Origin of the sequence: Streptomyces sp. NPDC058375 (assembly GCF_042723425.1) — a bacterium.
GTDB classification, from domain to species: domain Bacteria; phylum Actinomycetota; class Actinomycetes; order Streptomycetales; family Streptomycetaceae; genus Streptomyces; species Streptomyces durocortorensis.
The window spans coordinates 1-19463 of record NZ_JBHXJG010000070.1 but is presented as its reverse complement, the minus strand read 5'-3'; the positions used below and the strand labels follow the sequence as shown (position 1 = coordinate 19463).

General features: G+C 72.8%; 15 protein-coding genes, 1 tRNA gene and 9 pseudogenes. 14 read left to right on the top strand and 11 right to left on the bottom strand.

Annotated elements, in window-relative coordinates; all coding sequences use genetic code 11:
• Positions 1 to 119: 119 nt before the first annotated feature.
• Together ACFWM7_RS14490 and ACFWM7_RS14485 are read right to left on the bottom strand one after the other, a co-directional pair.
• Positions 120 to 1688, bottom strand: a complete 1569-nt coding sequence (locus ACFWM7_RS14490) for a zf-HC2 domain-containing protein (protein ID WP_383260071.1) — start codon at positions 1686 to 1688, stop codon at positions 120 to 122.
• Complete coding sequence (locus tag ACFWM7_RS14485; protein ID WP_383260068.1) at positions 1685 to 2278, bottom strand: RNA polymerase sigma factor; 594 nt, start codon at positions 2276 to 2278, stop codon at positions 1685 to 1687. The genes ACFWM7_RS14490 and ACFWM7_RS14485 overlap by 4 nt, the downstream gene beginning before the upstream one ends.
• Before the next feature lie 329 nt (positions 2279 to 2607).
• Between ACFWM7_RS14485 and ACFWM7_RS14480 the strand changes: the two genes are divergently transcribed.
• Positions 2608 to 2982, top strand: a complete 375-nt coding sequence (locus ACFWM7_RS14480) for an STAS domain-containing protein (RefSeq protein ID WP_383260066.1) — start codon at positions 2608 to 2610, stop codon at positions 2980 to 2982.
• A gap of 226 nt (positions 2983 to 3208) precedes the next feature.
• Here the strand turns inward: ACFWM7_RS14480 and ACFWM7_RS14475 are convergent, their stop codons facing one another.
• The gene (locus tag ACFWM7_RS14475; RefSeq protein WP_383260063.1) at positions 3209 to 3568 is read right to left on the bottom strand and encodes a hypothetical protein; all 360 of its coding nucleotides are present in this window, start codon (positions 3566 to 3568) and stop codon (positions 3209 to 3211) included.
• A gap of 541 nt (positions 3569 to 4109) precedes the next feature.
• On the opposite strand from ACFWM7_RS14475, the gene ACFWM7_RS14470 reads away from it, so the two are divergent.
• On the top strand, positions 4110 to 4631 hold the full coding sequence (locus ACFWM7_RS14470) for an EF-hand domain-containing protein (RefSeq protein WP_383260061.1): 522 nt from the start codon (positions 4110 to 4112) through the stop codon (positions 4629 to 4631).
• Between the two features lie 67 nt (positions 4632 to 4698).
• Here ACFWM7_RS14470 and ACFWM7_RS14465 read toward each other — a convergent pair.
• A pseudogene (locus ACFWM7_RS14465) lies at positions 4699 to 5685 on the bottom strand (class I adenylate-forming enzyme family protein); the annotation flags it as partial.
• Between the two features lie 2 nt (positions 5686 to 5687).
• Here ACFWM7_RS14465 and ACFWM7_RS14460 point away from each other — a divergent pair.
• The 4 genes and pseudogenes from ACFWM7_RS14460 to ACFWM7_RS14445 form a co-directional block, all read left to right on the top strand.
• Positions 5688 to 6029: pseudogene (locus tag ACFWM7_RS14460) on the top strand (amidohydrolase family protein); the annotation flags it as partial.
• A gap of 14 nt (positions 6030 to 6043) precedes the next feature.
• On the top strand, positions 6044 to 7201 hold the full coding sequence (locus ACFWM7_RS14455) for an acyl-CoA dehydrogenase family protein (RefSeq protein ID WP_383260060.1): 1158 nt from the start codon (positions 6044 to 6046) through the stop codon (positions 7199 to 7201).
• Between the two features lie 7 nt (positions 7202 to 7208).
• A pseudogene (locus ACFWM7_RS14450) lies at positions 7209 to 8304 on the top strand (acyl-CoA dehydrogenase family protein).
• Between the two features lie 407 nt (positions 8305 to 8711).
• A complete protein-coding gene (locus ACFWM7_RS14445; RefSeq protein WP_383260056.1) occupies positions 8712 to 9212 on the top strand; it encodes an ATP-binding protein in 501 nt (166 codons plus the stop codon).
• A 39-nt stretch (positions 9213 to 9251) separates the two neighbouring features.
• On the opposite strand, the gene ACFWM7_RS14440 is transcribed toward ACFWM7_RS14445, so the two are convergent.
• Positions 9252 to 10178 carry a cyclase family protein gene (locus ACFWM7_RS14440; RefSeq protein WP_383260053.1) on the bottom strand — a complete coding sequence of 309 codons (927 nt, stop codon included), beginning with the start codon at positions 10176 to 10178 and terminating at the stop codon, positions 9252 to 9254.
• A 66-nt stretch (positions 10179 to 10244) separates the two neighbouring features.
• On the opposite strand from ACFWM7_RS14440, the pseudogene ACFWM7_RS14435 reads away from it, so the two are divergent.
• Positions 10245 to 10418 (top strand): annotated as a pseudogene (locus tag ACFWM7_RS14435) (Zn-dependent alcohol dehydrogenase); the annotation flags it as partial.
• A gap of 13 nt (positions 10419 to 10431) precedes the next feature.
• Here ACFWM7_RS14435 and ACFWM7_RS14430 read toward each other — a convergent pair.
• Positions 10432 to 10584 (bottom strand): annotated as a pseudogene (locus tag ACFWM7_RS14430) (polyketide cyclase /reductase); the annotation flags it as partial.
• Between ACFWM7_RS14430 and ACFWM7_RS14425 the strand changes: the two are divergent.
• Positions 10585 to 10728: pseudogene (locus tag ACFWM7_RS14425) on the top strand (polyketide cyclase /reductase); the annotation flags it as partial.
• Positions 10718 to 11278: pseudogene (locus tag ACFWM7_RS14420) on the top strand (TetR/AcrR family transcriptional regulator); the annotation flags it as partial. The pseudogenes ACFWM7_RS14425 and ACFWM7_RS14420, both read left to right, overlap by 11 nt.
• Positions 11279 to 11290: 12 nt before the next feature.
• On the opposite strand, the gene ACFWM7_RS14415 reads toward ACFWM7_RS14420, so the two are convergent.
• Entirely contained in the window at positions 11291 to 12283 is a 993-nt protein-coding gene (locus ACFWM7_RS14415; RefSeq protein WP_383260088.1) for a GlxA family transcriptional regulator, read from the bottom strand.
• Between the two features lie 74 nt (positions 12284 to 12357).
• On the opposite strand from ACFWM7_RS14415, the gene ACFWM7_RS14410 reads away from it, so the two are divergent.
• On the top strand, positions 12358 to 12924 hold the full coding sequence (locus tag ACFWM7_RS14410) for a DUF2809 domain-containing protein (protein ID WP_383260052.1): 567 nt from the start codon (positions 12358 to 12360) through the stop codon (positions 12922 to 12924).
• Here the strand turns inward: ACFWM7_RS14410 and ACFWM7_RS14405 are convergent.
• Positions 12833 to 13216: a hypothetical protein gene (locus ACFWM7_RS14405; protein ID WP_383260051.1), complete on the bottom strand. Its 384-nt coding sequence runs from the start codon at positions 13214 to 13216 to the stop codon at positions 12833 to 12835. The genes ACFWM7_RS14410 and ACFWM7_RS14405 overlap by 92 nt on opposite strands.
• A gap of 175 nt (positions 13217 to 13391) precedes the next feature.
• Between ACFWM7_RS14405 and ACFWM7_RS14400 the strand changes: the two genes are divergently transcribed.
• Complete coding sequence (locus ACFWM7_RS14400) at positions 13392 to 14720, top strand: MFS transporter (protein WP_383260049.1); 1329 nt, start codon at positions 13392 to 13394, stop codon at positions 14718 to 14720.
• Here the strand turns inward: ACFWM7_RS14400 and ACFWM7_RS14395 are convergent.
• Positions 14710 to 15320: pseudogene (locus ACFWM7_RS14395) on the bottom strand (flavin reductase family protein). The gene ACFWM7_RS14400 and the pseudogene ACFWM7_RS14395 sit on opposite strands and share 11 nt — an antisense overlap.
• Before the next feature lie 96 nt (positions 15321 to 15416).
• Entirely contained in the window at positions 15417 to 16016 is a 600-nt protein-coding gene (locus ACFWM7_RS14390; protein WP_383260047.1) for a CGNR zinc finger domain-containing protein, read from the bottom strand.
• A gap of 171 nt (positions 16017 to 16187) precedes the next feature.
• Here ACFWM7_RS14390 and ACFWM7_RS14385 point away from each other — a divergent pair, with 171 nt between their 5' ends.
• Positions 16188 to 16643, top strand: coding sequence for a VOC family protein (locus ACFWM7_RS14385; protein WP_383260045.1), 456 nt, complete (start codon positions 16188 to 16190; stop codon positions 16641 to 16643).
• Between the two features lie 47 nt (positions 16644 to 16690).
• The gene (locus ACFWM7_RS14380) at positions 16691 to 17626 is read left to right on the top strand and encodes a pyridoxamine 5'-phosphate oxidase family protein (protein WP_383260043.1); all 936 of its coding nucleotides are present in this window, start codon (positions 16691 to 16693) and stop codon (positions 17624 to 17626) included.
• A gap of 104 nt (positions 17627 to 17730) precedes the next feature.
• On the opposite strand, the pseudogene ACFWM7_RS14375 reads toward ACFWM7_RS14380, so the two are convergent.
• Positions 17731 to 19155, bottom strand: a pseudogene (locus ACFWM7_RS14375) (CoA-binding protein); the annotation flags it as partial.
• Between the two features lie 202 nt (positions 19156 to 19357).
• On the opposite strand from ACFWM7_RS14375, the gene ACFWM7_RS14370 reads away from it, so the two are divergent.
• Positions 19358 to 19431 (top strand) — tRNA-Met (locus ACFWM7_RS14370).
• The last annotated feature ends 32 nt before the right edge of the window (positions 19432 to 19463 follow it).

The window sequence follows — 19463 nt, the reverse complement described above, 5'->3', positions numbered from 1 at the left end:
CGCAGGGCCGGTTCGGAGGCGGCCGGGACGCCAGGGCGGTGTCGGAGCCGACCGAGTCGGCTGAGGCGCTGGGGCGGGTGTCAGAGGCGACCGAGTCGGCTGAGGCGCCGGGGCCGGTGTCAGAGCCGACTGAGCGAGGCCGCCGCGAACAGCACATCGCGGATGGCCTCGCGGTCGCCCTCCTGGCCCGCCGCCGCTTCCACCGGCGAGATGTGGCCCGCGACGAGGCGGCAGAACTCGACCCCGTCCAGCGCCACCTGCGCCACGGCGCGTTCGGGCGAGCCGACGGCGGCCGGCGAGTCCAGCGCGATGTACCAGTCGCCTCCGCCGTGGCCCTCGATCTCCAGGTGGAGCGAGCGGCCCGGCGCCCCCGCCGTGACGAGGTCCTTCGCCGGCCCGGCCAGTCCGGCGCTGCGGCGGCCCGCGAGGGCGGCCGGAAGCATCCGGGCCGCCAGGTCGATCATGCGGTGCAGATGGGCGGCGGACGGGGCCTGGTACGGGTAGTCGACGGCGTCGGCGATGTCCCCGCCGTGCACCCAGCACTCGAAGGCGCGGTCCAGCAGCGCGTCCTGGAGCGGCAGGGCGAAGGCCCCGTAGGAGACGGACGTCTCGGCGACGTTCCGCCCGGCGAAGGACGCCGTACGGATCAGCTCGTGGCTCTGGGCCCGCCAGGGTTCGCGGACGGCCCGGGTGGGCGGCCGGCGCGTCGCCGACCAGTACGTCTCGGTGCGCTCGGTGGGGTCCAGCGGGGCCTTGCCGCCGTCGAGCGGGTCGTCGAGGCCGAGCGCGGCGGACAGCAGCCCGTCGACCGCCGTCAGATGGCCGATCACCCCGGCGACGGTGGTCCGGCGGCTGACCTGGTGCTCCTCCTCGAACCACTGGAGCCGCACCGGGGCGTGCCATTCGGAGTCCCCGATGTCACGGAGCAGCGCGTCGAGCCGGGCGGTCTCGGCGTCGTACGGGGCGGCCCACTCCGGCACCGGGATCCGGGCCGGGCGACGCCCCAGGCACCCGTCGATGACCCGGGTGCGCAGGGTCGGGTCGAGGTCCAGGGAGCCGTCGGTGTGCAGCAGCCCCACGGCGTCCCGCAGCCGCAGCGCCTCGTCCGCGCACGGGGCGCACCCGGTGAGGTGGTCCTCCACGGCGGCGGTCTCCTCGACCGAACAGGCGGAGAGCGCCCAGGCGCCGAGGAGGGCCTTGAGCACCTGGTGCGGGAGGACGACCGGGCCGGAGGCCATGGCGGGCTCCGGGGCGGCCGGGTCCGGATGGTCGTGGGCCGGGTCCGGGGCGGCCGGGTCCGGTTCCGGCTCGGGATCCGGCTCAGGGCCCGGCTCCGGGGCGGCGGGGGCCGGCTCGGGCCCCAGCTCCGGGGCGGCGGTGTCCGGCTCGGGCCCCAGCTCCGGGGCGGCCGGGTCCGGGTGGTCGTGGGCCGGGTCCGGCTCAGGCCCCAGCTCAAGTCCCGGCTCCGTCGCTGCGGGATCCAGCCTGGTTTCCGGCCCCCGCTCGGGCTTCGGGGCGGACTGCTCCGGCACCGCCTCGTCCGGGGCGCTCCCGCCGGGCGGCGGCAGGGGAGGCAGCGGTACGGACTCCAGGTCGAGGTCGTCCGCCGCCCCGCGCGGGCCCGGTATCCGGCGGGCGCCGCGCACCTCCTCCTCGCCGCCCTCGCTCGCGCGTCCGTCGCCGGTCACCGGATCCGTCCGTAACCGGGTGGCGAGGACCCTTCGAGCGGGCGGGCGTTGGCCGTGGAGAGGAGCTGGAGCCCCAGCCGGAGCCGGCGGCGCGCCTCGTCCTCGGTGACCCCGAGGTCGGCGGCGGTCTGCCGGTAGTCCCGGCGATGGATGTACGCCAGCTCCAGGGCCTCCCGCAGGGGTACGGGCATCGAGGAGACGATGTAGTCGGCGCGGGCGGCGGCCGTGGCGCTGCGCACCCGCCGCTCCAGCTCCTCCGGGTCGGGCACCGCGCCCTCGCCGTGCTCCGCCGCGTAACGGGAGGCCGCCGCGCGGCGCAGCCGCTGGACGGACTGGCGGTGGGTGAGGCGGGCCACCCAGGAACGCATCGAGCCCTGCTTCGGGTCGTACGCCTCGGGGTTCTCCCAGACCTGGGCGAAGACCTCGCGGGTCACCAGGTCGGCGGCGTCCTCGTCGTCGAGCATCCGGTGCGCCTGGCTGTGGACGAGGGCCGCGAACCGGTCATAGAGCTCGCCGAGCGCCGCCGCCTCGCCGCGGGCCAGCCTCTGCTGCATCCTGCGGTCCCAGCGGGGCGCCGTCTCCTTCGCCATGAACCCCCCAGCCCCCGGCCCTGTTGCCCAGCTCCGTTGATCCATCCTGTGCCCGTGAGGACCGAATGTAGTCCGCCGGGCGCGCGGCGCACGCGCCTTTGCGGCAACTCTTTTCCCGCGGTACGTGGCCAACGACGGTAGTCGATTTTCGGCCCGGATGGCTCCCCGACCACTCTGATCAGCGGAAACGGGCCGAAGTGCGCCTTTCCACCGGAAACCTCCTGGGCCTCGATGGGCGCGTCGGTGTTTCATGGGGGTGCGGTTGGGCAGCCGCGAGGAGGAACGGAAACTTCCGGATTGCCGGGAGCCCCGGAACGAGAGGTCCAGTCGTGACGCTCAAGGTGGACGAGGCGGAGCAGGGCTCCTGGGCTGTGCTGCGCATAAGCGGTGAACTCGATCTGGTGACCTCGCCCGTCGTGCGCCAGTCCGTCCACGAGGCGGTGGCGGAGGGGCAGCACGATGTGGTGCTCGATCTGTCCGAGGTGTTCTTCTGCGACTCCAGCGGCGTCGGCGTGCTGATCGCCTCGCGCCGCCTGATGAAGTCCTGCGGCGGCCGACTGCGGCTGATCCTCCCGGCCCGGGGCGCGGAGGACGGTTCACACGTCAACAAGGTGCTCGGCGCACTCGGGGTGCGCCGCCTGTTCGAGGTCTACCCCGACGCGCTGTCGGCCACCGACGAGGACTGCAGGCCGCTGAGCGCCTGACCTCCACCGGCTGGCCGCCGGGCCGGAACAGGCGGCGCCCCTCCCGGCTGTCAGCCGTACTGGGGTCGGCCCGCCGCGAGCTGGTCCGCTATCCCCTGGAGCCAGCTTTCCGCGGAGACGAGGCCGGGCTCGACCTCCATGCCTAGTTCGCTCACGGCGACGCCGTAGCCGCTGTCATCCAGCCCCAGTGCCAGCAGTTCATTGATCTCGCCGACCAACCGCGCGGTCAGGTGAAGGTCGGCTTCCTGATTCGCGAGGTCGAGCGGTATTTCGCCTTGCCCATGCGGTAGGCGTCCTCCAGGAGAGGCCGGATGATCGCCAGGACGCCGGCCTCCACCGCTTCCAGCGCCAGTTGGAACATGTCCTGGCTCTGGTCGATGTCCGCCCACTTGAGGTCCGTCACGGGCCCGTGGTTCGGCGGCTTGTCGATCACGGTCGGCGGCCACTGCGTCTGGGCAGGGGCGCCTGAGGGGTCCGTGGCGGCGTCGGCGGTCGCGTAGTTGTTCGCCGTCAGGGCGAAGCCGACCGCGGCGCCTCCGACGCTCGCCACCGACCTGGCCCACACCTCGATGAAGCGGTCTCCCACCTTCTTGTACGCGGTGGCGAACTCCCACGCGGCGGTCCCGTACCCCCGCAGTCCGGGTACCGGCCGAGCTCGCCCAGGAACTGGTTGGCTCCCCTGTTCAGCCCGTCCTGGAGGTGCGCCACGTAGCCCGCGAGCGGGTGGAGCGCTCTCGGGGTCACGTCGAAGTCCCCGCCGCTCTTCACGGGAGGCGGGGGAGGAGGCATGCTCATCAGCCCGCGCCCCATCCCCGGAGCACCGCGGCATGGGCCAACGCGTAGTTGGTCTGCCCGTTGGTGACCAACCACGCCCTGGAGCCACGCCTGTGTCTCCTGGAGCCCGCGGGCGGCTGCTTAGCCACCGCTCAACTGATCAAACATGTGCAACTCGCACACTTTAACAAAGTGAAATAGTCAGTAGCTGGGCGATTGACTTGTCGTGAGGGGCGCGTTCTCGTCATTCTTCGGCGGCTCCTGCCGCTCAGCCGCCGCGCCGATGCGAGGTTGTCACAGAGGAACAGCTTCTCGGTGACACGTGAGCGCTTCCGGCGTCGTACGCTCCCCGCATGGACAGCGCAGAGTACGAGCGAAAGATCGCGCACCGCTTCGCCGCCTTCGACCAGGACGGCAACGGCTACATCGATCGCGCCGATTTCAACGCCGCAGCCGCCCGTCTGCTCACCGAGTTCGGTACGACGGCCCGTTGCGACAAGGGGCAGGCGCTCTACACCGGGGCCGAGGCGTTCTGGCAGGGCATGGCGGGGATCGCCGATGTGGACGGGGATCAGCGGGTCACCCGAGAGGAGTTCGCTGGCGGGGCGGTGAAGCGGCTCCGGGACAGTCCCGAGCGGTTCGCCGAGATCGCCCGGCCGTTCCTGCGGGCGGTCATCGCGGTCGCGGACGGCGGGAACGACGGCAGGGCGTCGGTGGCGAACGTGGAGCGGGCGCTCCGGGTCCTCGGGGCCAGCGCCGAGATCGCGGGGATCGCCGCCCAGAGCCTGGACACCGACCGGGACGGGAAGGTCGCGGAGGGCGATGTGGTGTCGGCGTTCGCCGTGTACTTCACGGTGATCGAGCCCGACGCGTAGCAACCCCCGGGCGTTACGGGGGTGGCGCGCCCGCCCCCGTAACGCTCCCTGCGACGCCTCTCCCGCCTCAGCCGCCGAACCGTTCCCGCAGCTTGTACTTGAGCACCTTGCGCAGCGTCTCGTTGCGGGGCAGCGCGTCCAGCAGCTCCAGTTGCTCGGGCACCTTGTGGACGGAGAGCCCCGCGCCCCGCAGATGGGCGGCGAGGCCGGCCAGGGTCAGCGGCGGGGCGCCGGGCGGCTGTTCGATCACCGCGCAGACCCGTTCGCCGCGCTCCGGGTCGGGCAGGCCGATCACCGCCGCGTCGGCCACGCCCGGGTGTGTGTGGAGCAGGTCCTCGATCTCCTTGGCGGAGATGTTCTCGCCCTTGCGGATGATGATGTCCTTCAGCCGGCCCGTGAGCGTGAGGTGGCCGCTCTCCTGGAGCCGGCCCAGGTCCCCGGTGATCAGGAACCCCTCGGTGTCGAAGGACGCCTCGGTGGCCGCCGCGTCCAGATAGCCCCGGCAGACCGCCTCCCCGCGCAGCCGTACCTCGCCCTCCACGCTGTACGGCAGCGGCTTGCCGTGCTCGTCGGTGATCCGGATCTCCATGCCCTCCGGCGGGCGGCCCTCGGTCAGGGCCAGGTGGTCGGCGGTGTCGTCCGGAGCGCCCATGGTGATCATCGGGACCTCGGTCATCCCGTAGCCGTGGGCGAGCTGGACGCCCATCTCCCGCACCACCGCGTGGTAGACCTCCGGCGGCTTCGGCGCCCCGCCACCCGCGAGGAGGCGGAGGGAGGGGATCAGCGGCCGGGCCGGGGCCTTGCGCTGCTCCGTCAGGAACATCGCGTAGAACGCCGTCGAACCGCCCGCCACGGTCACCCCGTGGAGCCGGTACTCCGCCAGCGCGTCCGGCAGCGCGAACTGCTCGAACATCACCGCGGGGAACCCGTACAGCAGCAGCATCACCGTGTAGTCGGGCCCGGCGACATGGGCGTACGGGAACGCCATCGAGCCCACGTCGTCCGCCGACAACTTCAGGGCGTGGGCCAGGCACGAGCCGCCCGCGTACAGCGAGCCAGATGGGGTGGATTCCGTACGCCCTGGAGCGCGCCGACGACGTGTGGGAGGAGCACCGGGCCTGGGGCGGGGTGCGCGATCTGATCCCCGAGCCGCCGTCCACGTACTACTACCGGCAGATGTTCTGCTGCTTCTTCCGCGACAAGCACGGCATCGCGTCACTGGACGTCGTCGGCCGCGACAACGCCACCTTCGAGACCGACTACCCGCACGTGGACTCGACCTTCCCGCACACCAAGGAGGTCGCCCTCGACCACGTCAAGGGACTGGACGAGGAGACCGTCCACAAACTGATGCGCGGAAACGCGATCCGCATGCTCGGCCTGGACCTGGACGAGTAGGCGGGGGCGGGGCGGTGGATCTCGCGTACACGGAGGCCGAGGAGGAGTTCCGGCGGCGGCTGCGGGAGTGGCTGGCCGCCGTGCTCCCCGGCCTGCCCCCGAAGCCCTCGCCCGACGACTGGCCCGCGCGCCGGTCGTACGACACCGCCTGGCAGCGGATGCTGTACGACGCCGGGTACGCGGGCCTGCACTGGCCGGTGGACGCGGGCGGGCAGGGGGCCACCCCGACCCAGCACCTGATCTACCTGGAGGAGACGGAGAAGGCCGGGGCCCCCTACGTCGGGGCGAACTTCGTCGGGCTGCTGCACGCCGGGCCGACGATCGCCGCCGAGGGCACGGCCGAGCAGCGGGCCCGCTGGCTGCCGCCCGTGCTGCGCGGCGACGAGATCTGGTGCCAGGGGTTCAGCGAGCCGGACGCGGGCTCCGACCTGGCCGCACTGCGGACGGGGGCGGTGCGCGACGGGGACGCGTACGTGGTCAGCGGCAGCAAGATCTGGACCTCCCACGCGGAGGTCGCCGACTGGTGCGAGCTGCTGGTGCGGACCGACCCGGATGCGCCGAAACACCGCGGGATCAGCTGGCTGGCGATGCCCATGGACGCGCCCGGCATCACGGTACGGCCGCTGCGGACGCTCGCCGGGTCCACGGAGTTCGCGGAGGTGTTCCTGGACGAGGTCCGGGTGCCGGTAGGCAACCGGGTCGGAGCCGAGAACGACGGCTGGCGCGTCACCATGGTCACCCTCTCCTTCGAACGCGGCACCGCCTTCGTCGGCGAGGTCGTCGCCTGCCGCCGCACCCTGGACGCCCTCGCCGACGAGGCCCGCCGGACGGGGAGATGGGACGACCCGGTGCTGCGCCGGCGGCTGGGACGCCTGAACGCCGAATTCCGGGCCCTGTGGCGGCTCACCCAGTGGAACGTGGGGGAGTCGGAGCGCACGGGAGGCGTCCCCGGCATCGGCGGCTCGGTCTTCAAGCTGCGCTACTCCGGGGCCCGCCAGGAGCTGTACGAGGCGGCGGCGGAGGTGCTGGGGGCGGCGGACGCCTTCGACCTGGACGGGGAATGGGCCCTGGACCGGCTCTCCTCCCTCTCGTACACGATCGAGGCCGGCACCTCGCAGATCCAGCGCAACATCGTCGCCGAGCGCATCCTCGGCCTGCCGAAGGGGCGCTGAGGCCACCGTGGACTTCCAGCTCTCGGACGACCAGCGGGCCCTGCGGTCCGGGATGCGCGACCTGCTCGGCGCGGTGTTCGACCGGGACCGGCTGCGGGCGGCGGTGGACCGGGGCGGGGCCCTGGACCGTTCGCTCTGGCGGGAGCTGGGCACGGCCGGGTTCTTCGCGCTCCGGCTGCCGGAGGAGGCGGGCGGGGTGGGCCTCGGGCTGCCCGATGCGGTGCTGCTCTTCGAGGAGGCGGGCCGGGCGCTGCTGCCGGGCCCGCTGGTCGCCACGCACCTGGCGGCGGGCCTGGTGAAGGGGGCCGCCGAGGGCGAGGCGGTGGTGACGGCCGTGGACGGGGGCCTGCCGGTGGCGCACCTGGCGGACGCGGACGCGGTGCTGGTGGGGGCGGACGCGGTGCCGACGGGGGCGGGACACGGTGCTGGTGGGGGCCGAGGTGGTCGCCGGGGAGGCGCTGCGGGACTTCGTGGCCGCCGCCCGGCCCGTACGGTCGATGGACCCGCTCACACCGCTGCACCGGATGAGAGCGGCGGACGCGCTGACGACGACAGAGCGCACGCGGGCGGACACGTCGCGTACTCCGGCCGCGACGGAGCACGCTCCGGCGCACGCCGGGCGGTTGCGGTACGAGGCCGCGCTGCTCACCGCCGCCGAGCAGCTCGGCAGTGCGGCCAGGACCACCGAGGCTGCCGTTCAACACGCCGGGTACCGCCAGCAGTTCGGATTCCCCGTCGGATCGTTCCAGGCGGTCAAACATCTCTGCGCCGACATGCTCGCCCGCACCGAACCGGCCCGCGCCGCCGTGTACGCGGCCGCCGTGACCGGTGACCCGGTGGAGATCGCGGCGGCCAAACTCCTCGCCGACGAGGCGGCCGTACGCAATGCCCGCGACTGCCTCCAGATCCACGGCGGGATGGGCTTCACCTGGGAGGCAGATGTTCACCTCCACCTCAAACGGGCCTGGCTCCGGGCCGCCTCCTGGCTCCCCGGGGCCGGCGCCGAGGAGCTGCTCGCCGCCGATCTGGGGGCGGCGGGGCCGCTTCCGCGCAGCTCGGCGGCGTACGGCCGACCGGATCCGGAAGCAGGGGGCGGAGGGTGACAGAGCGCATCCGCCCGGTGTCGATACCGGCTTGTGTCCTTTGCGTGATTCGTCACCGGGAGGAGTCGGGGCCCGGCTCGGGTACGCTCCGTGGGATGCGAGTGGTTCTGGAACCGGACGATCCGGGGGCGGCCTGTGCGGCGGCTCCGGTCCGGGGCGAGGGCGCTCGCCGGAGATGTGCCGGGCCTGCCCGAAGAGCGTTTCACGCAGTCTCTGCGCGCTCCTGTTCGACTCCCCGCAGCGTGCGTCGCACAGTATGCACCACGCGTACTCCTTCGCGCTGGAATATGCCCGAAGCGCTTGTTGCGGTGACTGTACGTCAACCATGCTGTCGCGTAAGGGAATCACGTTCCGTGACCCTGAGGAGGCGCGAGGCGATGTGTCCGCCGGTTCGGATGGTGTGAGCGGTGCAGGTGCTTCAGGTTCAGCTGGAGGTCGGTCCGGATCCCGCAGAGGTGGGGCGGGCCCGTAGGTGGGCGCGGTCGCGCCTGGTCGGTTCCGGGATAGGGGATGACGAGCCGCTCGCCGAGACGCTCATCCTGCTGATCTCGGAGCTGGTCACCAACGCCGTCGTCCACACGGGGTGTCCCGCTGTGCTGCGGATGCTCTTCGGCGGGGCCGGGGCCTCCGGTGCGGCCGGGACGGTCCGGGTGGAGGTCGCGGACGCCAGTGACTGCCCGCCGCTCCAGCGGCACGCGGAGGGCGAGGACACGGGCGGCCGGGGCCTGGAGCTGGTGGACGGGCTCGCGGACCGCTGGGGCTGGCTGCCGGAGGGCGCCGGGAAGCAGATCTGGTGCGAGGTCGACCGGAGCGGTCCGGTCCGGACCGCGGACGTGCCGACGGTCGTGATCCAGGGCGGCGAGGCGTGCGAACCGCCCGCCTGTCTCTTCACCGACAACCTGGCCTGACCGGCCGCGCCTGAGACTTTCAAGGCTTCCGGCAGCCGTTCACAGGACCGCGACCGGGGCGACCGGCGAGCCGGTGGCCCCGGCGAACGGCTCCGGTGCGGCGGTGAGCAGGAAGGCGTACCGCTTCTCCTCCGCACAGGCGGTGGACAGCGCCTCCAGGTTCCAGTTCTGGCCCTGGAGCATGCCCATCTCCACCAGGTGCAGGGCGTGCACGGGCAGCCACAGGTCCTCGATCTCCGGCGGGAAGATCTCGAAGGTCAGGGTGTCGTTGGCGACGGCCGCCACATCCCGGGCGTGGAACCACTCGGGCGTGCGCACCGAGAGCCCCGGCGACGGGTAGCCGTACGCGTTTCTGTCCCCGGCCAGCGCGAGGCGCACCTGCCCGGTCCGTACGAGCACGATGTCTCCGGCCTGTACGCGTACGCCCCCGAACTCCTCGGCCGCCACCAGGTCCTCCGGCGTCACGGCGTGCTCGCCCGGCAGCCGGTCCACGCCCCGGGCGCGCGCGACGTCCAGCAGCACCCCGCGCGCGACCAGCGGCCCCACGGAGGCGATCGATGAGAAACGTGCGCCGGTGTGCGCCGTGATGGTGTCCGCCGGACGGCCGTTGTAGATCTTCCCGCTGTGCGAGGCGTGCGTCAGGGCGTCCCAGTGGGTGGCCGCCTGGAGCCCCATCGTGACGGCGTCGTCGCTGGTGGCGACCGTACCGGGGCCGAAGATCTCCTGGTTGATCTGGACCATCGTGTGCAGCGGGTTGATCCGGCCCGGGATGAGCCCGCTCTGCACCCCGTCCTGCCGTAGCGGCAGCGCGAGCGGTATCCGGTGGCCGGTACGCACGGTGGCGACGGCCTCCCGCACGACGGCGTCGGTGATCAGGTTGAGCGTCCCCAGCTCGTCGTCCTCCCCCCAGCGGCCCCAGTTGTTCACGCGCTTCGCGATCTCGTGGAACTCGGCCGGCAGGGACATGGGGGCCTCCTGGGTCTTGTGCCGGAGTGTCCGACTGCCCGTAAAATCTAACGGACCGTCAGGAAACGCGACGGTTCCTCGCGGCCGCACCGCGACATCGCCCTGTACGCGGACCTCTACCGGGAGGGCCGGTTGCTGCTGGACGAGCTGGCGACCGTGACGTACCCGGTGGAGGACTTCGCCAAGGCGGCCGACGACGCGCACCACGGGCGGGTGGCCCGGGGGGTGCTGGTCTTCTGACCCGGCCTCGGGCTCAGCAGGGCCGGGCCTCGGCGGCGGTCTTCAGCTCGCCGAGCCATGCTTCGAGGCCCTGCTTCAGGATCTCGGTGGCGTAGGGGACGTTCGCGTCGACCTGTTCGCCGGTGTGGGTCTCCTCGGTGCGGACGAGGACGCCGCCCCGGACCTCCGCTGGACCACCCCGGTCCCGCCCAACCCGGCGACGCCCGCCACCAGTCTGGACATCACGTCCACCGTCCGGCAGGTCGAGCGCGGATCCTGCATCCGGTGGACCGGGCCCGCCGTCGGCGAGGGGCTGCACATCGGCGGCGTCCGCGCTCTCCCTCAACGCCATCGCCAAGCAGATGGGGGTCAGCGGCCCCGCGCTCTACCGCTACTTCGCCGGCCGTGACGAGCTGATCACCGAGCTCATCCGGGACGCCTACCGCAGCCTCGCCGACGCCGTCCGTGCGGCCGCCGCCGACGGTGCGGACCTGGCCGCCCTCGCGCACGTCCTGCGCGACTGGGCCCTGGCGGACCCCCACCGGTACTTCCTCATCTACGGCACCCCCGTCCCCGGCTACCACGCGCCCGAGGAGATCACCGGCATCTCGCGGGAGGTCATGGCCGACCTGCTCACCGCCTGCACGGCCCTCGAACCGGACGCGCCCGCCACCCCGTTCGCCGCCCACCTGGAGGACCACCGCGACTGGGCCGGTGACCACCCGGCTCCGCCCGCCGCGCTCCACCGGGCCCTCACGTTCTGGACCCGGCTGCACGGCGTGCTGTCCCTGGAGCTGGCCGGTCACTTCACCGGCATGGCCTTCGACCCCGCCCGGCTCTTCGCGGCCGAGCTGGACGACCTGGTGGCGGGCCGGGGCTGACGGCCCCGGGCCTCAGCGGACCGTGTCCGCCGAGGACCGGAACGTACGCCGGTAGACCGTCGGCGGCACGCCCAGGGCTGCCTGGAGGTGCTGGCGCAGCGAGGTCGCCGTGCCGAAGCCCGCGTCCCGGGCCACTTGGTCGATGGACAGGTCCGTCGACTCCAGCAGCTGCCGGGCCCGCTCCACCCGCTGCTGGGTCAGCCACTGGCCGGGGCTGATGCCGACCTCCTCGCGGAAGCGGCGCGTGAACGTCCGTACGCTCATGGCCTCCTGCTCCGCCATGTCCCGCAGCAGGATCGGCCGCTCCAGCCGGGCCAGGGCCCAGGTCCGGGCGGCGGTCGTGGTCGCGAACTGCGGCTCGGGGACGGGGCGGTGGATGTACTGGGCCTGCCCGCCGTCCCGGTGCGGGGGCACGACCGTGCGGCGGGCGATCTCGTTGGCCACGGCCGTGCCGTGGTCGCGCCGCACCAGGTGCAGGCAGAGGTCGATCCCGGCGGCGACCCCGGCCGAGGTCAGGACGTCGCCGTCGTCGATGAACAGGACGTCCGGGTCGACGCGGACCTGCGGGAAGGTCCGCTGGAAGTGGTCGGCGGACGACCAGTGCGTGGTGGCGGGCCGGCCGTCGAGGTATCCGGCCGCCGCGAGGACGTAACTGCCGGTGCAGATGGAGACCATCCGGGTGCCGGGCCGGACCAGGGCGAGCGCGGCGGCCAGCTCCTCGGTGAGCCTGCCCTCCTCGAAGACCGGGCCCAGCTCGTAGGAGGCGGGGACGACGACCGTGTCGGCGGTGGCGAGCGCCTCCGGCCCCTGCTCCACGAGGACGGAGAAGTCCGCGTCGGTCCGGACCGGGCCCGGCGGGCGGACCGAGCAGGTCACCACGTCGTACAGCTTCCTGTCCCTGCCGTCCGACTCCGTGGCGAGCGTGCGGCCGAAAATCCGCTGCGGAATGCCCAGTTCGAAGGGGAGCAGCCCGTCGAGAGCCAGGACGACGACGCGGTGCGGCACGATGGCCTCCTCGAAGATCACAGGGGGAGCCTGTAGCTGGTATAGACCACGAGCTGATACAGGTTAGCGATGTGATGGAGAAGCCGACAGAGCCCGCGTCCATTCCCGACGCGGGTCGTGACACCCGTGAGCCCCCGTCCATGAGCACACCCCCGGCCCCGCGGCGGCCCACCCGTGATCTCACGGCTCGCGCGGTCGCGGCGGTGGCAGCCGTCGTCACCGTCGGCGCGGGCCTGGCCGTACGGGCCGGAGCGGACGGCGCCTTCGCCAAGTACGCGGGGAGCGCGCTCTACACGGTGCTGGTCTGCGCCCTCGTCGCCGTCTGCGCGCCCCGCGCGCGGCCACTCGTGGTGGCCGCCACGGCGCTGGCGGTGAGCTGGGCGGTGGAGTTCGCGCAGCTCACGGGCGTACCGGCGGAGTTGTCGGCGCACAGTACGGCGGCTCGGCTGGTGCTCGGCTCGACGTTCAACGCACCGGACCTGCTCTGGTACGCGGTGGGCGCGGCCGGTGCATGGGCAGTGCTCCGTGCGGCGGCCCGGGCCCGGCCCCTCACTTCTTTCCGCGGGCCCGTTCCTCGCTCGCCTGCATCTCCAGTATCGCGAAGACATGGGCGCTGGTGCGTCGCCGGGAGGTGCCGCTGACGACGAGCGCCGCGCCCGTCACGGCCGTGGGGACGGACAGGGCCAGGATGCCGACGAGTTCGGGCCAGTCGCGTTCCCCGGCGCACAGGGAAGGGCTGGTGTGCGAACGGCCGTACGCCAGAGGGGATTCGCACTCCAGGTCTCGGCTGGGGGAGGATGCGACGGTGTACGGAGCCAGCAGCAGGTAGCCGAGCCAGAGCAGCAGTCCGGCTGCCACGGCGGACAGGCCCACTCCCCAGGCCACGCGGGCCCCGGCTCGGCGGTCGAACTCTTGGCGGACGGCCCAGTGCATGTCGCTCCTCGTGTCGTGCCGGGTTCCGGTGGGCAACCTCTCTCATTCGGAAGGCGATCGTACGCAGTGCCCGTGACCGCGCCCGCCCCGGACCATGCCGTCGTGGCCCGATTCCTGCGAACCATGTCCTTCAGGCCACTCGTAGGGAAAGCCGCAGGCCAAGAAGCTGGTCCACGTGACCGAGACCATCGAAAGCGCAGCCCGGGACGACGGCCGGCGGCAGCCACGCGAAGCGCGCCCCCGCCGCCCCCGCCGCCCCCGCTTCCACCGGGCGTGGCTCGTCGCCGCCGTGACCTTCGTGACGATCATCGGCGGCGCGGCCTTCAACTCCCTGCCGGGCCTGCTCATCGACCCGCTCCACACCGAATTCGGCTGGTCCCGCGGGGAGATCGGGCTCGCGGTCTCCATCGACATGGCGCTGTACGGGCTGACCGCACCGTTCGCCGCAGCCCTCATGGACCGCTTCGGTATCCGGCGGGTCGTGGCGAGCGCGCTCACCATGGTGGCGGCCGGGGCGATCGCCAGCGTCTGGATGACCGCCTCCTGGCAACTGATGGTCTACTGGGGCCTGTTGGTCGGCCTCGGCACCGGGTCCATGGCGATGGCGTTCGCCGCGACCGTCACCAACCGCTGGTTCGTCGCCCGCCGGGGCCTGGTCACCGGCATCCTCACCGCCGCCGGGGCCTCCGGGCAGCTCGTCTTCCTCCCGCTCTGCGCCTGGATCATCGACGAACACGGCTGGGAGCCCGCCTCGGTCACCGTCGGACTGGCGTCCCTCGTCGTCGTCCCGTTCGTCTGGCTCCTGATGCGCGACCACCCGGCCGATGTGGGGCTCGCCCCGTACGGCGGTACGTACGTGGCGAAGCCCGCGCCCGCCCGGGGCGCCGCGCGCCGGACGGTGCGCGTGCTGTTCGACGCGGCCCGCACCGGCCCGTTCTGGCTGCTCGCGGGCACCTTCGCGATCTGCGGGGCCTCCACCAACGGCCTGATCCGCACCCACTTCGTGCCCTTCGCCCACGACAACCACATGCCCATCACCGTGGCGGCCTCGCTGCTCGCGGTGATCGGGGTCTTCGACATCATCGGCACGATCTTCTCCGGCTGGCTCACCGACCGCTTCGACGCCCGCAGGCTGCTCGCCGTCTACTACGCGCTGCGCGGGATCTCCCTGTTGTTCCTGCCGCTGCTGATCGGCCCCGACGTACAACCGCCGATGATCTTCTTCATCGTGTTCTACGGCCTCGACTGGGTCGCCACCGTCCCGCCGACACTGGCGCTCTGCCGCGAGCAGTACGGCGAGGACAGTGCGATCGTCTTCGGCTGGGTGCTGGCCTCGCACCAGGTGGGCGCGGCGGTGGTCGCGTTCCTCGGCGGGGTCGCGCGGGACGTCTTCGACAGTTACGACGTGGTCTGGTACGCGGCAGGAGCGCTGTGCGCGATGGCGGCGCTGATGTCCCTGGTGATCCGGCGGGTGAGGGCGGCTTCGGGGGCCGCTAGCGGCTGAACCGGCCGAACGCCCCCGGTGGAACAGCAGCGGCTCGCCCTCGTCCGCCGCGCCCAGCGCCTCCACCCGGCCGACCACGATGAGATGGTCGCCGCCGGTGTGGACGGCGTGGATACGGCAGTCGATCCAGGCGGGTACGGAGTCCAGCAGCGGTGATCCGGTCGCCGGGGCGTCCCCGTAGGCCACCCCCGCGAACTTGTCGGCCCCGCTCACCGCGAACCCCCGGCACAGCGCGCCCTGTTCGGCCCCCAGGATGTTCACGCAGAACGCACCGGCGCGGGCGATGCGCGGCCAGGTCGTCGACGTACGGGCGACCATGAAGGACACCAGCGGCGGGTCCAGCGAGAGCGAGGCGAAGGACTGGCAGGCGAAGCCCGCCGGCCCGTCCGCGTCGCGCGCGGTGACCACGGTGACGCCGCTGGCGAAGTGGCCCAGCACACGCCGGAATTCGCCCGGTGCGACCGGTAGCCGCTCGTCGTCCCGGACGGCTCTCAGGTCCGGCCGGGGCAGTGCCTCGGGCGGCGCCCCGGCCGGTGTCCCCGGTGCGGCTGTCGTGGCGGCGCCGACGGACCTGAGGTACCGGACGGCGGTGGCGGCCATGCCTGCGTGTCCCATCACGCCCTCCATTAGAACTGACGGACCGTCAGCTGGGGAGGTGCGGGTGCGGAGTGGGGGGTGGGGGGGGCGGGTCGGGTTTCAGGCTTCGGTGCGTCGGGCGTAGTGGCGTTGCGCCTTCGCGCGGTTGCCGCAGCCTGCCATGGAGCACCAGCGGCGCGTGCCGTTCTTGGACACGTCGTGGAAGTGCAGGACGCAGGCGTCGTTCGCGCAGGCGCGGATGCGGTCGGGTCGGTCCACGGCCAGCCGTAGCCAGTTCTCCGCCGCGTACCAGGCGGGCAGCCAGGACGGCTCGTCCACCTCCACCACGGACTCCGGCATTCCGTCGGATCCCAGTGCGCGGCGGATGCGGCCGTGGCGGAGGACCTCGTTCAGTCGGGCGGCCTGCTCGGGGGTGGCCGGATCGCGGAGGGCGGCCGTGGTGGCCAGGGCGTCGAGCGCCGCGCGGGCCAGGAGCAGCCGGTCCAGCGTGGCGCGGTCGGCGGTGGGGGCGGTGGTCTGGGCGGGGTCGGGGTCGAGGTGGCCCCGCACCGGCGGGCTGTCGAGCCAGACGGCCAGACCGGAGACCGAGTCCAGCAGGTCGTGCGGGCCGTCCCCGTCGATCCAGCGGGTGTTGAGCAGATCGATGGCGAGCGGCTCACCGGTCAGCGGCCGGGGGTCGGTCCCGGAGGGGTGCGGCACGGCTGGGCTCCTTCCGTCACGCGGGGGAGGGGCTGGCGGGGGGTGGCTATCCCTCGATCATAACCAGCCAAATGGAGATCACCGGTTGACGCCGGTTCTTCTAACCTTCAAAATTGGTATCAGAGGTTGCGAGATCATCTCGCGGCCCTGACTGAAGGAACGGGATCGACCATGGGCAAGGCGAAGAACCTCCAGACGGGTCATGTCGGCCTCAACGTCACCGATCTGGAGCGCTCGGCCGCCTTCTACCGTGCGGTCTTCGACTTCGAGGTGCTGGCCGAGGGCAAGGACGCCGATCGTCGCTGGGCCTTCCTGGGGCGTGACTCCCGGCTCGTGGTGACCCTGTGGCAGCAGAGCGCGGGCACGTTCGCAACGGCCCTCCCCGGTCTCCACCACCTCTCGTTCCAGGTGGACTCCGTCGAGGAGGTCCGGGCCACCGAAGAGGTCCTGCGCGGGCTGGGCGCGGACTTCGCCCACGAGGGCGTCGTGCCGCACGGCGAGAGCGGCACCTCGGGCGGCATCTTCTTCACCGACCCCGACGGGATCCGCCTGGAGGTCTACGCGCCGACCGGGGCCGACCCGGCGGGCGCACCGACCGCCGGCGCCCCCACCTGCGGCTTCTTCTAGACACCGGCAGAGCGGAAAGGCAGAGCGGAAGGGCAGGGCGCAAGGTCATGAGCGGATATCACCGGGGTGAGATCGCCGTGCAGGAGCGGGCGGGGCTCGCCCGGCGGGCGGGCAGTGCGGAGCGGGCCATCCGCTCCGACATCCCCGAGGTGGCGGCGGACTTCCTCGCCCAACAGCCCTTTCTGGTGGTGGGCGGCGCGGACGAGCGGGGGCGGATCTGGGCGACCCAGCTCACCGGCGCACCGGGATTCCTGAGCGTCCCCGCGCCGGACACCCTGGTCGTCGAAGCCCTGCCGCTGCCCGACGACCCGCTGGCCGGCCTACTGTCCGGCGCGGGCACGGGTGGGGCCGCCCCCGCCCGGATCGGCATGATCGCCATCGAACCGGCCACTCGTCGCCGGATGCGGATGAACGGCCGGGCGGTCCGTGCCGGCGACGGGCTCCGTGTCGACCTCGACCAGGCCGTCGCCAACTGCCCCAAGTACATCCAGGAGCGCGAACACCGCACGGTCGCTCCGGGTGAGGAGGGCGGGCAGCCGCACCCGGTCGCGGACGGCGACGCCCTGAGCCCTGCCCAGCAGGAGGCGCTGCGGGCCGCCGACACCTTCTTCGTCGCCACCGCCTCCGACCGGGGCGACGCCGACGCCTCGCACCGGGGCGGCAACCCGGGCTTCGTCCAGGTACTCACGCCCCGGCTGCTGCGCTGGCCCGACTACGCGGGCAACGGCATGTTCCTGACCCTGGGCAACCTCGAACTCAACCCGGCCGCCGGCCTTCTCGTGCCCGACTGGGACACCGGGGCCTCCCTGCATCTGACCGGGTTCGCCCGTACGGTCTGGGACGCGGACGAGGTGGCGCGGGTTCCGGGGGCGGAGCGCCTCGTGGAGTTCGAGGTCACCGCCGTACGGGAGATCGCCGCCGCCTCCCCGCTGCGCTGGTCGGAGCCCGCCTTCCACCGCTTCAACCCGCCGGTGGCCGGCTGAGCCCCGGTGCTCCGGTCAGTACCCTCGGTACTCCGGCGATCTGCGCTCGACGAAGGACGCCACGCCCTCGTTGGCGTCGCGCGTGGTCATGTTGATCTCCTGGGGAGGCGCGAGGAGCCGAGCAGGGTGGTGCGGTAGGCGTCCTCGGTGCCGACGGGGGAGCCCCAGATCACGCAGACCAGCTTGTCGGTGGCCTCCGCCGCGTCCGCCAGGTCCTGGGCGAGCCGGTCGCTCATCGGGGGGAACGGGCCGGTGATCGGACAGATCAGCACCCCGACCGACGGGTCCGCGAGGATCGCGTCGATGATCTTCCGGCCACGCGAGTCGCCGACCGGGTGGCCACCGTTGTCGACGGGGTTGGCGACGTTCAGGTACTCCGGTATCCAGGTGTGCAGTTCGGCCTGCTTCTCGGGTGACAGGGCGGGCAGCGAGAGCCCCGCAGCCGTCGCCAGGTCGGCGAAGTGCGCGCCGGTGCCGCCGGAGATGGAGTAGACGGCGACCCCCTCGGCCTGTGGCGGGCGGGCCCGGGCCAGCAGGGCGGCGGTGTCCTGGAGTTCGTCCAGGCCGTTCACCCGGATCACCCTGAACTGCCGCATCGCCGCGTCCACCACCTGGTCCGCCCCGGTCAGCTTCCCGGTGTGCGAGGCGGCGGCCTCGGCCCCGGCTTCCGTGCGGCCCACCTTCACGGCGACGACCGGGACCTTCGCGCGGGCGGCCCGGTCGGCGGCGAGCAGGAAGGAGCGGCCGTCCTTGAGCCCCTCGACGTAACAGGCGGCCGCCCCGACCGCGGGGAGCTGGGCGAAGTACGCCAGGAAGTCGGCGGTCTCCAGATCGGCCTCGTTGCCCGTGGGCGCCCAGTGTGAGAGCCGGATCCCCAGCTCCTGGAGGGCGCGGAGCGGGCGGCCCTGGTGCCCGGACTGGGTGATCAGGGCGATGGCGGGGCCCTCCAGGTCGTCCCGGAACCGTTCGAAGGCGTTCAGGTTGGTGTTCGGCCCGAGCAGCCGCAGCCCGGACCGCTCCACGGCCGCCGCCAGCCGGGCCTGGGCGGCCGCGCCGGCCTCCCCGGTCTCGGCGAACCCGGAGGCGAAGGCGACCGCGAAGGGCACCTTGGCCTCGCCCAGCTCCTCGATCACCGGGAGCGGGTCCGCGACCAGCAGGACCGCCAGGTCGACCGGCTCGGGGAGCGCACCGACCGACGGGAAGCAGGCGAGGCCGAACACGGACGGGCGGGTCGGGTGCACCGGGTGCAGCCGGGCCCCGACCCGTTCGGACCAGGCGATCAGCTGCCGGGTGATGCCGGTGTTGGGGCGGCCCTCGGCGTCCGAGGCCCCGACGACGGCCACCGAGCGGGGCCGGAAGAAGCGGTCCAGGTCGGGCACGGCCAGGTGCAGCGGTCGCCCGCTGACGTCGAGGCCGCCCCGGGCCGAGGCCGTAGGCAGGCTGACGACGGCGGCGTGCGGCTCCTCGCCGCAGGCCACCACCCGGGCACGGAAGTCGGTGGTGAGGGTGCCGTGAGTCGATCCAAGCATCGTTCCGCCCGCTCCTGCTCGATGGCCCGCCGGGCAACAGGCGGGGCCGGCCGATTAGCTGACACTCTGTCAGGTTACTGAACTGACGCTGCGTCAGGAATGGGTGTGCAGGCAAAGGCTCGTGTGAGCACCGATGGGCGCGCGGGCGGAGCCTCATGCGGTCACGCAGGGCGATTCCATGGCGTAGGGTGGTGTTCACCGACGCGGGGTGGAGCAGCTCGGTAGCTCGCTGGGCTCATAACCCAGAGGTCGCAGGTTCAAATCCTGTCCCCGCTACTGAAGAAGACGACCGAGGCCCGGATCCCTGA

Coding starts and splice junctions, on each gene's coding strand:
- ACFWM7_RS14485 (WP_383260068.1), bottom strand. CDS start 2,278: ATGGCGAAGGAGACGGCGCCCCGCTGGGACCGCAGGATGCAGCAGAGG.
- ACFWM7_RS14470 (WP_383260061.1), top strand. CDS start 4,110: ATGGACAGCGCAGAGTACGAGCGAAAGATCGCGCACCGCTTCGCCGCC.
- ACFWM7_RS14440 (WP_383260053.1), bottom strand. CDS start 10,178: ATGTCCCTGCCGGCCGAGTTCCACGAGATCGCGAAGCGCGTGAACAAC.
- ACFWM7_RS14410 (WP_383260052.1), top strand. CDS start 12,358: ATGGAGAAGCCGACAGAGCCCGCGTCCATTCCCGACGCGGGTCGTGAC.
- ACFWM7_RS14405 (WP_383260051.1), bottom strand. CDS start 13,216: ATGCACTGGGCCGTCCGCCAAGAGTTCGACCGCCGAGCCGGGGCCCGC.
- ACFWM7_RS14385 (WP_383260045.1), top strand. CDS start 16,188: ATGGGCAAGGCGAAGAACCTCCAGACGGGTCATGTCGGCCTCAACGTC.
- ACFWM7_RS14380 (WP_383260043.1), top strand. CDS start 16,691: ATGAGCGGATATCACCGGGGTGAGATCGCCGTGCAGGAGCGGGCGGGG.